The sequence below is a fragment of the Pandoraea pnomenusa genome, from assembly GCF_000767615.3.
Lineage (GTDB): Bacteria > Pseudomonadota > Gammaproteobacteria > Burkholderiales > Burkholderiaceae > Pandoraea > Pandoraea pnomenusa.
The window spans coordinates 4,111,564-4,125,234 of sequence record NZ_CP009553.3 but is presented as its reverse complement, the minus strand read 5'-3'; the positions used below and the strand labels follow the sequence as shown (position 1 = coordinate 4,125,234).

The window sequence follows — 13,671 nt, the reverse complement described above, 5'->3', positions numbered from 1 at the left end:
AAACCGTCATGCTGCCTGAAATCGTTGGAGGGGGCTGCGCTTGCCCGTAAACCACCGCCATGCCTGGCGTCGCGTACGATTCGCTATGTTTTGTCTGTTGAAACTAAGGTTTCGACAGATAAAACTGATAATTTGGCGTGGCCGTTGAGGCATTAACGCGTTGACGCGGCCGAATCAAAGCGCGCGATACGGACGTTCGCCAGCGGATGGCAGGCGGTGCCGCCCGCCAGCATCTTCAGGTCGACGCGGCTGGCGAGGATCGCCTGAACCCCGACGGCCGCGACGGTTACGGCGGGCGAGTGACCAGGGCAGGTGTGCGGGCCTTGCCCGAAGGTCGGCGCGAGGTTGTCATGGGCGTGTGTCGCGTGTGTCGCGTCTGTCGCCGGTGTGGCGGCGAGTAAGACGAGGATGCCTTCGCCGGGTGCGAGCGTGCGCTCGCCGATGACCGCTGGCGCGAGCAGGAACCGGCGCGTGTTCTGTACCGGGGGATCGAGGCGCAGGACCTCGCCGACGACCGCCGCCGCGGTCCGCAACTCGTCCGGTTGCACGAGCGTCGTCGCGCGCCGCGCGATGCGTCGCAGGCTGTTGGCAACAAGGCCCGCGCACGCGTCGTGGGTTTGCGTGAAAAGGCCTGCGATGTTGGCGGCGAGCGCGTCGTCGTCCGGGCCTTCGCCGCGTGCGGCGCGCCGCGCGGTCTCGCGCAGCCATGTGCCCGGCGCGGCGCCGTTGTCGAGCCAGTCGTCGATCCGGTGGCGCAGCGTCGCCGCCGCACGGTGTCCGCGAGCGAGCACCTCCTTGCGAGGCGAAGGGCTGCCCGCCTCGGCCATCGCGGCGACGAGCGTGTGAACGTCGTCATACACGTCCGCCCATTGTGCGGGGGCGACGCCGAGCCATGCCGCGAGGGCGTAGATCGGCTGACGGAATACGAAATCGTCCAGGCGCGCCGGCGGCCAGTCGCCGCAGGCGAGATACGCGTCCGCGCAGGCGGCCTGGCTCGCCTCGCGAAGCCTGCTGATCGCGGCAGCATCGGTGCGCAGCGTGGCCAGTCGTGCCGAGAGCCATGGCTTGAGCGATGCATGGGCCGCCCCGTCGTTCATTCGGACGAGTTCGCCGAACCAGTCGCCTGCGGCACCATCGGTCAGTGCGGCGGGCACGCGGGCTCCGACAGGGCGCACGCCACACGCCGGATGCCGCAGCACGGCGGCGACGGCTTGGGGGCCGGCGGCGACCCATAGGCCGAGCGAGGCATCGAAGTCGAAGGGATGCCGTGCGGCGAGCGCTGCGTAATAGGGGTACGGATCGGGATGACCCACGGCCGCCAACGGGTTTGCCGGCGATGGCAGGGCGGGGGATTCGGTATGAACGGCAAGCATGGCGGGCGTCTCCCGGTAAGGTCGCGATATCGCGATAAGGGGCAAGGGTTATCGTAGGCGCCGGTGAGGCCGCCACGTTTCATCACGCGCTGAAGTGTTGAGCGCAGGGCCCGCCTATACTGCGAGGCAAGTACTTCATGAGGTCATTGCCATGGATATCGCAAGAGATCACGCGCCGGGCGTCAGCTCGCTCGCGGCGCTGCTCGCCGATGCGGGACGCATGACCATGCTGTGGGCGTTGATGGACGGCTCTGCGCGTCCGGCCGGCGAGCTGGCGCTCGTGGCCGGTCTGTCGCCGTCGAGCGCGAGCGGACATCTGGCGCGCCTCGTCGACGGCGGCGTGCTGGCGCAGGAGTCGCGTGGGCGCCACCGGTATTTCCGCATTGCCACTCCCGAGGCGGCGGCGGCCATCGAGGCGCTGGCCAGCGCGGTACTGGCGACGCAGGAACTTCGCCCGCGCCCTGTGCCGGCGAACCGCGTTACGCCGGTGCCATTGCGCCATGCGCGCACGTGCTACGACCATCTCGCCGGGGAGGTCGCCGTCGAGCTCTTCGCGAGGATGCAGGCCCGCCAGTGGATTCGCGTGGACGGCAGCGATGTGGCCCTGACGGACGCGGGCATGCGCGGCATGACAGCGCTCGGCGTCGATCTCTCGCAAGCGCACACGCGCAGACGCCGCTTCGCCTGCACCTGTCCTGACTGGAGCGAACGCAAGCCGCACCTCGGCGGCGCGCTGGGTGCGGCGTTGCTTGGCAAGTGCCTCGAGGCGAAGTGGCTCGAACCGACGCGAGTGGCGCGCGCGCTGCGTGTCACGCCTTTGGGAGATCGGAAGCTCGCGGACATCGCGGCCTGAGACGCTGCCTGGCTTCGTCTCCATAACAAAACACCCCGCAAAGGTTCGCGGGGTGTCGGTTGTGCGGTGAGTCGACGCCTGGCACTGTCGTTGCCGGGCGACCGGCGGCTCAGCTGCCGATGTAGGTCGAATTGCTCAGTGCACCTGCCGAGCCGTTGACGCGTTCGCCGACCGGGTTGCCGTACGTCACCAACACCGGGTACTGGCTGTCGGTCTGGGTGAGCGTGCCTTGCGCCTGAGCCCGGACCAGTTGTTCACGGACCTGCGCGCGCGGCACCGCGAGCTTTTCGCTGTACACGCTCGATTGCCAGAAGAAGTTTTCGTTCGGATAGCCGTTTGCACCGGTACCGGCAAACGCGGCGGGGATGGCGGCCAAGGCGAGGGCGGCGGCAATCGTCAGATGGGAAAGGGTGCGGGTCATGTTTTTTCTCCTGTCATTGCTTTTCTGGTGGTCGGCCGGATCGTTCTGGATGTCCGGCACCGCCTACGCCTCTAAGGTAGGACGACCACGTCGCAGGAGTAACCGCGTGCGGCGCAACAATGCATTGCGAAGAATGGGCTGCCTCGAAAGCCCCATGAGCAAAGGGTTTCGAGGCGGTCAAGGCTCAGTTGGAAGTCGAGCTTGTCCTCTAATGAACAAGTTAAATAAAAGGACGGCGACGCAATGTCGCCGTCCGGAAACTGGCCTGCCCGTCCGACGCCCCGACGCCACGGCGGCCCCGATGCCCCGAAGCGGCGCGTCGGGGCCGCCTTGTCATTCGCCGTATACAAACACCTGCGGCACGGATGCCGCCGGTTGGATGGCAAGTTGCGCGACGACCGCGCCATTCACGACAACGTACGCGGAACGCGCTTGTGTCGACTCGGGGATGTTGACGTGAAACTTGTTCATTTCGTGAGGATAGCCGCGCGATCGGAACAGCCTGAAGTGCTGTTCGCCGCCCGGCCCGTCGACGACCAGGCGGCAGGTCGCGCTCACGTCGCCATCGGCCTCATGCAGCATGCCGTAGGCGCCGTGAAGCGCAGGGAAGATGTGCGCCGGCAGCGTGCCTTGCGGATCGTAGAACCCGATGAGCGTCGTGACCGGCACGCCGACGGTCGATGGTGTCCTGGGGGCGGCGGTATCGAAGGTGTGGCCGTATTCCACCCAGCGCTCGTCGGAAAAACTCCAGCGAAACACTTTTGACTGACCGCGCGATATCGGCATCGACTGTCCGTTGATGGCAAGCGTGGTGCTGTTCTCGGCGTCATGGTTGATGACGACGATGCGGTCCCAGAGAAATGACAGTTGCGGGACGGCCACATCGGCCACCCAGTCCTCGTCCGTGATGTGGATTTCGACCAGGTTATTTTGCTCGAACAGTACCCCCATGTAGGTCTCGTTCATCGACGCGTTGCGCGCTCGCGCTCGTGCCATCCAGTCGTAAAGTGGTACATAACCCTCGTTCCAGCGTTCGCCGTCGCTGACAAAGCACAGGTGGACCGGCTCCGAAATGACGATCGTCTGTCCATTGATATGCAAATCGATCGGATAGCCCACGCTGCCTTCGATGGAGATCGCCTGAGTACGATTTGCCGCAGAGGCGGCGGGCACGTGTATGGACTCGACGAAATAGCCGATCGTGAGATCGATTCTCACGATATCCGCCGTGGCGAGCAGCGCTGCCAACGCTGCCTCGCCGAGGTCGGCGTAATCGGCATACGCGATATCCTTGGTGCGAACGAGTGTCTGCGCGGCTTGCATGGTCTGCGACTCGGCATCCCACGCGCGATACCCGGTTGGCGATTCGGCGCTGAAAACGCGATAGCCGCTCAGCGCGTCGTGGACGATGCGAGTGCTGTAGGGGGTGTGCAACGTATAACGATTTCGATCCGAAAACGGTTCTCCGCCGGCCATCGCGTCGCGGCCGAAACTTCGGTCGTGAAAGGGCGGCTCGCAAATGTCGTCCTGACACGTATCCTCTCCGGAGCGACCGGGGAAGAAATTCGGAATGAATCGATGCAGATCCATGTCCCAACCCCACGTGGAATTGGGCTGGCCGGCCGCGCGATGAATCGATCCGTCGAAACCGCCCGGGTAGTGATCGAGGTGGAAAACGTGCCCGACCTCGTGACTGAACTCGTTGCCTTCCGAGAACTCCACCGTCGTCGTGAAGCCGGAGTAGGCAATGCCGCCGTGTGTGACCACGCCGTTGGCGTAATTGCCGCGTACGTTGCTCACGGTGAACTGCGCAATGTCATGCGCGGCCGCGTCTTCACTGCCGGACGAGGCGTTCTGCCCCAGATTGGCCAGATGAATGGCGCTCGAGATCAGCGACCAGCTCAGCGCACGGAATGTGCCCTGGTGCCAGTCGCCCTCATCGGGCGCGTTGTCCGTGAGCAACGTGCCGTCGGGAAGCATGACCGGCTGCCAGTGAATCGCTTCGTATTGGTTCACGATCAGCTTTCGCAGCGGCACCGTCTGAAAGTACTCCCGTTGCAGCGCAGGCTCGCCGGCAAACCGAAAGGCGTTTCGCGGCGGCGTGAGCATGCCGATGTCGATGGTATGGAGGAGCACCTCCACGGGCGCACCGACCCGGATGTCCGCGAGTTGTCCGCCGCCGGCCGGGCTGTCGAAGAGCAACTGCAATCCCGGCTCGATCCAGGAGGGGGGCAGTTCGACGCTCCATACATTTTCCGCGTAGACGAGGCGTTGATTCTCTTCGTCATCGGCTGGCGCGGCGCCATCCGAAGCGTCGTCGTGGTGATAGACGGTCTTCGGCAACTGTTCGGGCGGGTGCATCGCCAGTGCCCCAATCGACGTGCCGGTGCGGTCGATGCCGGTCACCTGCAGCGACACGAGCGCGACTTGCGGTCTGACCAGCAGCAGGGTCTTGCGACGCGAGGTCAGGACGTGCGGCGCCTCGGGCGCCACGGGCGTCATGGCAATCACGTGGTGCTGCACGAAGCGCACACCGGCGGCGAGCGCGCCCTTGAGGTCGTTGGGCCAGGGCAGCGCGTCGAAGATCAGCGGTTCATCGGCGTCGAGCGTGGCGCCCGGCGATTGCGTGCCGCGGTGTGCACGATCGGCATCGCGATGCAGAACGTCGTGGCCGCAGCAGGTGGTGCGCGATGCGGCGCTGCGCGTCGGGGATGCGGAGACGGAAGGGGGCGGGGCTTTGTTCATCATGACCTCTCTGCGGTGTCCGAGGGGGTTCATGGTGCTCCGCGCGTTGCGTGCTCAACCACTGTCAAGGTTGACAGTTATCGCCTCACCCCCGCTCGGCAGCGGCGAGAAACGCCGGTGAATCCGTCAGCAACACGGCCAGGTCGGCGGCGCCGGACTTCACGGCGCGGGCCGTGCGCTCGCGGGTGCGGGGGTCGGTGCCGACAAGCGTGCGTGGTCCGGCCACGCTCAGCGCGGCGAGCGGTCGGCCATGGCTGTCGAGCACGGCCGCGGCGCAGGCGTCGATGCCCGCTTCGAATCCGTCCTGGCTCCACGCACAGCCCGCGTCGCGATCTGCGGCCAGCTGGGCGTCGAGCGCGGCGTACGTGCGTGCGCTTTGCGCCGTCACCGCCGCAAGCGGCTCCGGTCCAAGCAACGCGCGGCGGCGTTCCCCGCTCAAATGCGCGAGCAAGGCCCGCCCCGGCGCTGTCAGATGCGCGGTGACGCGACTGCCTGCACGAATATTGCTCACCAGCGGCAAGGCCGGCGTCTCGCACAGCAGATAGCGTACGTTTGCGCCGTCCAGCACGGTCAGGTAACTCGACAGCCCCGTCTCGCCCGTCACGCGCGTGAGCACGCGTCGCGCCGTCGCCAGATGATCCTCGCCCGCCAGCGCAGTGGCCGCGAGCGTCAGGAACCCGAGTCCGAGTCGATGACCGCCTTGCGCGAGCGGTTCGAGCACGCCCTCGAACTGCAGCGTCTCGATCAGGCGCATGACGGTCACGCGGTTCACCCCGATGCGACGACCGACCTCGCTCAGGTTCGCCGTCGAGCCGCCGTCCGCCACGAAGCGGAGCAGCTTGAGCGCGCGCATGACCGGTGTGACGAGACCGGCTTGCGCTGTGTCGGGGGCATCCGCGGCGCCGTCGGCGCGGTCGGTGTCGGGTGCGGCTTTCGTCATGCGTTCGATTCCGTTGAAAGGGCGCCGGCGCGGCGTGCGAGCGGCGTGGGCCGCTTAAGCCGCGAGCGGTGTCTGCCACGCGTCGTATTCGTAGACCCAGTCGGCGTTGCCGCCTTCCTTGAGCCACTGATTGCCGCGCGAGCCGATCTGCACGCGCGCCGTGCGCTCGCGGCGCGCGGCTTCGTAGCGTCCGAGTGCGTCCGCCAGCGACACGGCGTCGGCCTGCGTGCCGGCCGCGGCGAGGTGGCGAGACAGTACCACAGCATCCTCGATCGCCATGCCCGCGCCCTGTGCCATGAACGGCATCATCGGATGGCAGGCGTCGCCCAGCAGCGATACGCGCTCGCGTGACCACTGCGGCAACGGATCGCGCACGTACAGCGCCGACTTCAGCACGCTGTCGCACGCATCGAGCAAGGCGCGGGCCTCGCCGTGGTAATCGGCATACATGGCCCGCAACTCGTTCACGTCGCCCGGCGCCGTCCACGATTCGAGTGTCCAGCTGTCTTGCGGCGTCGTGGCGAACACGAAGATATCGCGCCCGAGGTTGAGCGGGAAGGTCACGATCTGGCTCGACGGGTTCGGGCCCCACCACTTCGTGAACGCGCCGAGATTCGGCAGGCCGTCTAGCCTGTGCGCAGGCACCACCGCGCGATACGCGACCACGCCCGTGAACTCCGGCGACTCCGGCCCGAACAGGCCGGTTCTCACCACCGAGTGGATACCGTCGGCACCGATGAGCACGTCCACGTCGTCATGCGCGCCGTCGGCAAAGGTGAGGCGAATCGATCCGGGTTGCCCCTGCGGCGGCGCCTCGAACGACACGAGCTTCTTGCTGAGCGCGATTGCGTCGGCGGGCACGGCCCGCTCCAGCGCCTGGAGCAGATCCGCGCGATGCATCGTGAGCTGTGGCGCGCCGTACTTCGCCTGCGCGGTCTGCGCCATCTCCAGACGCGACGTCTCTTCGCCGGTGTCCCAAGTGCGGCTGATCCGGTGGCTCGGCTGCGCCGCTGTCTCGCGCAACGCGTCGCCAACACCGAGACCGTCGAGCGCACGCACGGCGTTCGGCGTCAGATTGATGTCGGCGCCAACACGGGCGAACTGCGCCGCCTGCTCGAACACGCGCACGCGAAATCCGGCGCGCAGCAAACCGATGGCCGCGGCCAGACCGCCGATGCCGGCGCCGTTGATGCCGATGAGGGGAGCTTGCATGGAGAACACCTTTTACAAAAGTGGCGTAAGCCGCCGGTGAATCGAAAAAATTAAATGTTCAAATATGAACATGATGTTCAAATATTATTGTTTTTGATTCGACTTGCCGCAACCCTTCTTCGGGTAAATCCTGAGCATGCGATGGGCCGCCGAAGGCCCGGCGCATCGGACGAACGGCAACGCCGACGGGACGAATGGCGCTGCCGCACGCCTTGCGTGTCGTGCCACCGGTGGTGCAACAGGCGTGCGGTAGCACGCCAATTTACGTACGGCAATTCGTGCATCTCCGCTGCGAGACTCGCGCGCCATCTGACCTAAGCTCTGCACAGTTGGTTTCATAAGTGATCCAACGTTTCATAGGTGGAACGTGCGGCGTAAAAGTGCGGAAGGTCGGGTGGACGAACCGGCGGGACGCGAGGTGGCCGTGCGTGACCACCGTTCTCGAATCATCGAATGACAGGAGTGCACAGATGAAGCGGTTTCCGACGGGGCGGATCCCGGGCATGACGAAGCTGGCGGCGGCCATGCTGCTGGCGGCGGGCGTGCCGGTCGCGGCGCATGCGCAGAGCAACGTGACGTTGTACGGCAGCATGGACGCCGGCGTGGCCTACGTGAACAATCAGGGTGGCAGCGCCAACTGGATGGCGCAACAGGGCGCCACGCAGCCGGATCGCTGGGGCTTTCGCGGCGTGGAGGATCTGGGTGGCGGCAATCGTGCCATCTTCCTGTTGGAGAATGGCTTCTCGACCCTGAGCGGCAACACGATCAAGGCGGGTTCGATGTTCAACCGACAGTCGTGGGTGGGCCTGCAATCCGACAGGATGGGCACGCTGACGCTCGGTCACATGACGACGTTCAACTTTGACTGGCTGGGGCCGATGAGCACCGCCTATCTGGGGATGAACTGGTACATGTTCCACCCGGGCAACCTCGACGAACTCGCGAACACGTCGGTTGTCCAGGTGGACAACTCTGTGCGCTACGTCACGCCGGATTTCGCGGGCTTCAAGGCCGGCGCCATGATTTCCCTGGGCAACACGACGAACTTCGCCAACGGTCGCAAGTGGAGCGTGGCGGCGAACTATACGAACGGCGGCTTCAAGGCGTCGGCGGTGTACTCGAACGAGAACAACCGTACACCCAACGTGGCCGTGCTCGGTGGCGCGACTTTCCAGGGGCAGCCGGTGGGGGCCTACGCGGCGTCGAATGTCGAGAACATGGGGGCCGGCATGTCGTACGGCTTCGGTTCGTGGCTGCTGCACGCGCTCTACACCCGCGTGAAGCTCCAGTCGCCCGGCTACAGCGATACCTACCAGTCGTTCGACGCCGGTGCGAACTACGCCACGAGCGTTGCCAACACGATCACGTTCGGCGCGGCGTCCACCAACATGTCGGGCAAACGCTGGACGCAGTTCAGCCTGGGTGACGTCTATGCGCTGTCCAAGCGCACCCAGGTCTATCTGAGCGGCGTGTACCAGCACGCCAGCGGCAACGGCGCGATCACGGCCATCAATACGATCGGCGCGTCGTCGACGTCGAACCAGCTCGTCATCATTTCCGGCGTGCATCACGCGTTCTGAACGAGCGGCGCGCCTGCCTTCGCGGGTTTTCATCCAGTGGTCTCACTTCACACGCCGACCGGCTCGCGCCCGTCGGCGTTTTTTTATGGTGCATGGGATTTCTCACGGCAAAAAACGGCTAAACGTAGGCGGTTACGGGTTTCCCCTAGTCAAAAAACAATTTTGACTCCGTCGATCCCTCCCTATAATTGATCCATAAGTAAATCAACGTTTCACATATGAAACGTACGACGAAGGCGAAAGACAGGCAGGCAGCCCATGCAAGCGAAGCGTTACCAAGGGCTGCCCGGCGCAAGTTGAACATCCAGAAACACGGTGGTTTCCCATGCTCAGGTCGATTCAATTGAAGGACGCGAACGTTGCCGAGGCCCATGCCGAGGCGCGTCAGGCGCAGCCCGCGTCGGCACCCATGCCGTTCGCGATCGAGTACCGCGGCGTCACGCGTCGGTTCAGGAATCGCCAGGGCAAGGGCGAGATGACGGCCGTCTCGAACGTGTCGATCGGCATCAAGGCGGGTGAGTTCGTCTCGCTCATCGGGCCGAGCGGCTGCGGCAAAAGCACGCTGCTCAACATGGGCGCCGGCCTGTACGCGCCGAGCGAAGGGCAGGTGACGCTCGCGGGCAAGCCGGTGCGCGGACCCTCGCAGCAGGTCGCATTCATGCTGCAGAAGGATTTGCTCATGCCGTGGCGCTCGATCCAGAAGAACGTGGAGCTGGGCATGCAGATTCGCGGACGCGGCAAGGCCGAACGTGCCGAGGTCGCCCGGGCGTTGCTCGCGCGCTGCCATCTGAAGGGCTTCGAGAATCACTATCCGCACCAGTTGTCGGGCGGCATGCGTCAGCGCGCGGCGCTCGCGCGCACGCTGGCCGTCGAGCCCGACGTGCTGCTCATGGACGAGCCATTCTCGGCGCTCGACGCGCAAACCAAGATGGTGCTCCAGCAGGATCTCGCGCAAATGCTCGCCGCCGAGGGCAAGACGGCGCTGATGATCACGCACGATCTGGCCGAAGCGATCGCGCTGTCGGATCGCGTGTTCGTGATGAGCGAGCGCCCGGGCACGATCATCGAAGAGATCACGGTCGATCTGCCGCATCGCGACAATCCCATCGAGCGGCGCAAGCAGGCCGGCATGAACGAGTACGTCGCGCATCTGATGGAACTGCTCAAGGTCGGCCGCGACGACCACCTCGGTTGATCGCCGCCATCGACATCGCAAGCCACTGGAAATTCCCGCTATGAAATCCCTTTCCAAAACGCAACTGACCGCCGGCAGCATTCTGCTGCTGCTGATCTTCGCCGCCGTATGGCAATGGGGCCCGACGGCATTCGGCGTGCCCGAGTTCGTGCTGCCCAAGCTCTCGTCGACGATCGTCGAGGGCGTGCGCATGTTCGAGGTCGAGAACCTCTGGCTGCACATTGGTGTGACGGCGCTCGAAGTGATCGCGGGCTTCGTCATCGGCTCGGCGCTGGGCGTGATCATCGGTGTAATTCTCGGCCTGTCGCCGTCGACCGAGGCGATGCTCTCGCCGTACATCCTTGCGTTGCAGATCGCGCCGAAGGTGGCGTTCGCGCCGTTGTTCGTGATGTGGATGGGCTACACCATCTACCCGAAGATCCTCGTCGCGGTGCTGATCGTCTTTTTCCCCGTGATGATCAACGTGCTCGGCGCGGTGCGCTCGGTCGATCCCGACATGGTCAATCTGGTGCGTGCGCTGTGCGGCCGCCGCTGGCAGATTTTCCGCTTCGTCGAATTCCCGTCGGCCATGCAGGCGCTGTTCGCCGGCTTGCGCATCGCCTCCACGCTCGCCGTGATCGGCGTGACCGTGGGCGAACTGGTCGGCGGTGACCGGGGCCTGGGCTACCTGCTCGTCTACGGCGAGGGTCAGGGCAACACCGCGATGGTGTTCGTCTCCATCGCCGGCCTGACCGTCATCGGTATTGCCGCGTACGCCGCGGTGGTCTGGCTCGAACGCCGTGCGCTGCACTACGTGCCGCGCGCCGCGATGAACATCGCCTGAGCAACGGAGTACCAACGTGACCGAACTGCCCATCCCCGCGCTCGACACCGCTACGCTTGCGCCGCTCGACGGCAAGAAGCTGCTGATCACGGGCGGCGCCCGTGGCCTTGGCGAAGGTTTCGTCCGCGCGGCCGCCGCGCGGGGCGCCGCGGTGACGATTGCCGATATCGCCGCGCCGGCCGGAGAGGCGCTGGCCGAAGCGCTGCGCAAGGCCGGCCACGCCGTGTCGTTCGTGCGCGTCGATCTGTCGGACCCAACCTCGATCGAGGCGGCAGCCAGGGCGGCGGCCGAGCAAATGGGCGGCATCGACGGATTGGTCAACAACGGCGCGATCACCAACTCGGGCGGCAAGCCGGCCACCGAGCTGAGCCTCGAGACGTGGGACGCGGTGATGAATGTCAACGTGCGTGGCACCTGGCTCATGACCATGGCGGCATTGCCGTTCCTGCGCGCCTCGGGTCAGGGGCGTGTCGTGAACATCGCCTCGGACACCGCGTTGTGGGGCGCGCCGCGCCTGCTCGCCTACACCGCCAGCAAGGGCGCGGTCATGGCCATGACGCGTTCGCTCGCACGCGAGCTCGGCCCGGACGGCATCACCGTCAATGCCATCGCGCCGGGCCTCGTCGAAGTCGAGGCCACGGCTTACGTGCCGGCCGAGCGCCATCGCCACTATCTGGAAGGACGTGCGCTGCCGCGCGCGCAGGTGCCGGACGACGTGATCGGTCCCGTGTTGTTCCTGCTCTCCGACGCATCCCGATTCGTGACCGGGCAGGTATTGCCGGTCAACGGCGGTTTTGTCATGTACTGACGAAACCGGCCATAGCCCTAGACGCACTCAATTCGCAACGCCTTCAAGGAGTTACATCATGGCGCAAGCCGAAGCTAAAAATACCGCGACGCCCCAGGCCGTCGAGAGCTGGACGCAGGCCGAAGGACAGTCGTTCGCCGAATGGCTGGATACGCGCGTGGCGCGCTTTTCCACGCGCAAGTACGACTGGGACGCCCTGAAGTTCCAGGCCGACTACGACCCGAAGTATCGCCGCGCGCAGATGCGCTACGTGGGCACGGGTGGCACGGGCGTGGCGCGCGACGCCAACACGGTGCCCGCCGGCCACTTCACGTTCTCCACGATGGTGATTCCGGCCGGCAACATCGGACCGAGCCACATTCACATGGACGTCGAGGAAATCTTCTTCGTGATGCGCGGCAAGATGAAGGTGATCTGCGAGCGCGACGGCGAGACGTGGGAAGCGATTCTGGGTGAGCGCGACCTGATCTCGGTGCCGCCGGGCGTGTATCGCACGGAGATCAACATCGGCGACGAAGACGCGCTCATGTGCGTGATGCTCGGCTCGCAAAAGCCGGTCACGCCCACGTATCCGCCCGATTCGCCGCTCGCGAAGATCAAGCGCGAGCAAAAGTAATCCGCCGGGGGCGCCCGGGGTGGGCCGGCGCTCGGCGCATCCACGACAGGCCGCCCCGGCCGAAGTCCGGTGAAACGCATGCGATTCGCGTGCCATTCGCCGGCAAGAATTCACGAAGCCAGACGTTCAGCCTCAGCCATGCAAGCCCAAGCCAACTCGTCCGAAGTGTCCGAAGTGTCCGCAGACGCCGATGTCCCCGATGTCGCCGCCCTGCGCGCGCGCCTGGCGGCCTTCCCGTATCGCACCGTCACCACGCGCGCGGGGACCGTCGGCTATCGCTGCGCGACGGCGCAAGCCGCTGATGCCGTCCCTGTGGTGATGCTGCACGGCATCGGGTCGGGGGCGGCGTCGTGGCTGGCGCAGTTCGAAGCGACGGGCCTTGGCGCCTCGCTTTATGCCTGGGATGCCCCTGGCTACGGTCAGACAACGAATGTCGCGCCTGCCGAGCCGGATGCCGACGCCTACGCCGACGCCCTCGAAGCGTGGCTCGATGCGCTCGGTCTTGCGCGCGTGGCGGTGGCCGGCCATTCGCTCGGCGCGATCATGGCGTCGAGGTTTGCCGCGCGTGCGCCGCACCGCGTGCTCGGCCTGTTTCTGTGCTCGCCGGCAGGGGGCTACGGCAAGGCCGACCCGGCAGTACGGGCGGCCAAGCGCGACAGCCGCCTGGCGATGCTTCACAAACTCGGTCCCGCGGGCATGGCGCGCGAACGCAGCGACAACCTCGTGGCACCGAACGCGGCCGACCTGCCGCGCGCCTGGGTGAAGTGGAACATGTCGCGGGTGCGGCCCGAGGGCTACGCGCAGGCGACCCATCTGCTCTCGAACGGCGATGTGGCGGGCGACCTGGCCCGGTACACGGCGGCCAAGGCCGGCCCCGTCGCGGTGGCCGTCGGCGCCCAGGATGCCGTCACCCCTCCCGCGAGCTGCCAGACGATTGCCGACGTCGCCGGTGTGCCGCTTCAGATTATCGAAGGGGCCGGCCACGCGTCTTACATTGAAACGCCCGACGTGCTCGATGCCGCGCTTGCCGCGTGGCTTGGGCGCATTGCGGCAGGGGAGCGTTGACATGGCACCCGCCAATCCGAAGCGCGCCGTCGCCGCGGCG

Annotated in this window: 12 protein-coding genes; 7 read left to right on the top strand and 5 right to left on the bottom strand. The window is 65.9% G+C overall.

Going from position 1 to position 13,671, the window contains the following annotated elements; all coding sequences use genetic code 11:
- Positions 1–152 precede the first annotated feature (152 nt).
- Complete coding sequence (locus LV28_RS42385) at positions 153–1,373, bottom strand: cytochrome P450 (protein WP_023597223.1); 1,221 nt, start codon at positions 1,371–1,373, stop codon at positions 153–155.
- 151 nt (positions 1,374–1,524) lie between these two features.
- On the opposite strand from LV28_RS42385, the gene LV28_RS42380 reads away from it, so the two are divergent.
- Positions 1,525–2,226: an ArsR/SmtB family transcription factor gene (locus LV28_RS42380; RefSeq protein ID WP_023597222.1), complete on the top strand. Its 702-nt coding sequence runs from the start codon at positions 1,525–1,527 to the stop codon at positions 2,224–2,226.
- A 109-nt stretch (positions 2,227–2,335) separates the two neighbouring features.
- On the opposite strand, the gene LV28_RS42375 is transcribed toward LV28_RS42380, so the two are convergent.
- The 4 genes from LV28_RS42375 to LV28_RS42360 all read right to left on the bottom strand — a co-directional run bounded on the left by LV28_RS42375 (position 2,336) and on the right by LV28_RS42360 (position 7,544).
- Positions 2,336–2,647, bottom strand: a complete 312-nt coding sequence (locus LV28_RS42375; protein ID WP_023873347.1) for a DUF4148 domain-containing protein — start codon at positions 2,645–2,647, stop codon at positions 2,336–2,338.
- 333 nt (positions 2,648–2,980) lie between these two features.
- Positions 2,981–5,395, bottom strand: a complete 2,415-nt coding sequence (locus LV28_RS42370) for a M66 family metalloprotease (RefSeq protein WP_048806546.1) — start codon at positions 5,393–5,395, stop codon at positions 2,981–2,983.
- An 82-nt stretch (positions 5,396–5,477) separates the two neighbouring features.
- A complete protein-coding gene (locus LV28_RS42365) occupies positions 5,478–6,332 on the bottom strand; it encodes an IclR family transcriptional regulator (RefSeq protein ID WP_023597218.1) in 855 nt (284 codons plus the stop codon).
- Positions 6,333–6,386: 54 nt separating this feature from the next.
- Positions 6,387–7,544 (bottom strand): FAD-dependent monooxygenase, encoded by a 1,158-nt coding sequence (locus LV28_RS42360; protein WP_038620226.1) that lies wholly within the window; start codon positions 7,542–7,544, stop codon positions 6,387–6,389.
- A 503-nt stretch (positions 7,545–8,047) separates the two neighbouring features.
- On the opposite strand from LV28_RS42360, the gene LV28_RS42355 reads away from it, so the two are divergent.
- The 6 genes from LV28_RS42355 to LV28_RS42330 all read left to right on the top strand — a co-directional run bounded on the left by LV28_RS42355 (position 8,048) and on the right by LV28_RS42330 (position 13,631).
- Positions 8,048–9,124 (top strand): porin, encoded by a 1,077-nt coding sequence (locus tag LV28_RS42355; RefSeq protein WP_031627377.1) that lies wholly within the window; start codon positions 8,048–8,050, stop codon positions 9,122–9,124.
- 325 nt (positions 9,125–9,449) lie between these two features.
- Entirely contained in the window at positions 9,450–10,319 is an 870-nt protein-coding gene (locus LV28_RS42350) for an ABC transporter ATP-binding protein (RefSeq protein WP_023597215.1), read from the top strand.
- A gap of 40 nt (positions 10,320–10,359) precedes the next feature.
- The gene (locus tag LV28_RS42345) at positions 10,360–11,142 is read left to right on the top strand and encodes an ABC transporter permease (protein ID WP_023597214.1); all 783 of its coding nucleotides are present in this window, start codon (positions 10,360–10,362) and stop codon (positions 11,140–11,142) included.
- Positions 11,143–11,158: 16 nt separating this feature from the next.
- Complete coding sequence (locus tag LV28_RS42340) at positions 11,159–11,950, top strand: SDR family oxidoreductase (protein WP_023597213.1); 792 nt, start codon at positions 11,159–11,161, stop codon at positions 11,948–11,950.
- A 58-nt stretch (positions 11,951–12,008) separates the two neighbouring features.
- Positions 12,009–12,566: a cupin domain-containing protein gene (locus LV28_RS42335; protein ID WP_023597212.1), complete on the top strand. Its 558-nt coding sequence runs from the start codon at positions 12,009–12,011 to the stop codon at positions 12,564–12,566.
- 138 nt (positions 12,567–12,704) lie between these two features.
- Positions 12,705–13,631 (top strand): alpha/beta fold hydrolase, encoded by a 927-nt coding sequence (locus LV28_RS42330; RefSeq protein ID WP_038620228.1) that lies wholly within the window; start codon positions 12,705–12,707, stop codon positions 13,629–13,631.
- Positions 13,632–13,671: the final 40 nt, after the last annotated feature.

Excerpts from the sequence above, each read along its gene's own strand:
- LV28_RS42385 (WP_023597223.1), bottom strand. The coding sequence starts at position 1,373 with ATGCTTGCCGTTCATACCGAATCCCCCGCCCTGCCATCGCCGGCAAAC.
- LV28_RS42335 (WP_023597212.1), top strand. The coding sequence starts at position 12,009 with ATGGCGCAAGCCGAAGCTAAAAATACCGCGACGCCCCAGGCCGTCGAG.
- LV28_RS42355 (WP_031627377.1), top strand. The coding sequence starts at position 8,048 with ATGACGAAGCTGGCGGCGGCCATGCTGCTGGCGGCGGGCGTGCCGGTC.
- LV28_RS42360 (WP_038620226.1), bottom strand. The coding sequence starts at position 7,544 with ATGCAAGCTCCCCTCATCGGCATCAACGGCGCCGGCATCGGCGGTCTG.
- LV28_RS42365 (WP_023597218.1), bottom strand. The coding sequence starts at position 6,332 with ATGACGAAAGCCGCACCCGACACCGACCGCGCCGACGGCGCCGCGGAT.
- LV28_RS42380 (WP_023597222.1), top strand. The coding sequence starts at position 1,525 with ATGGATATCGCAAGAGATCACGCGCCGGGCGTCAGCTCGCTCGCGGCG.
- LV28_RS42370 (WP_048806546.1), bottom strand. The coding sequence starts at position 5,395 with ATGATGAACAAAGCCCCGCCCCCTTCCGTCTCCGCATCCCCGACGCGC.
- LV28_RS42330 (WP_038620228.1), top strand. The coding sequence starts at position 12,705 with ATGCAAGCCCAAGCCAACTCGTCCGAAGTGTCCGAAGTGTCCGCAGAC.
- LV28_RS42345 (WP_023597214.1), top strand. The coding sequence starts at position 10,360 with ATGAAATCCCTTTCCAAAACGCAACTGACCGCCGGCAGCATTCTGCTG.
- LV28_RS42350 (WP_023597215.1), top strand. The coding sequence starts at position 9,450 with ATGCTCAGGTCGATTCAATTGAAGGACGCGAACGTTGCCGAGGCCCAT.
- LV28_RS42375 (WP_023873347.1), bottom strand. The coding sequence starts at position 2,647 with ATGACCCGCACCCTTTCCCATCTGACGATTGCCGCCGCCCTCGCCTTG.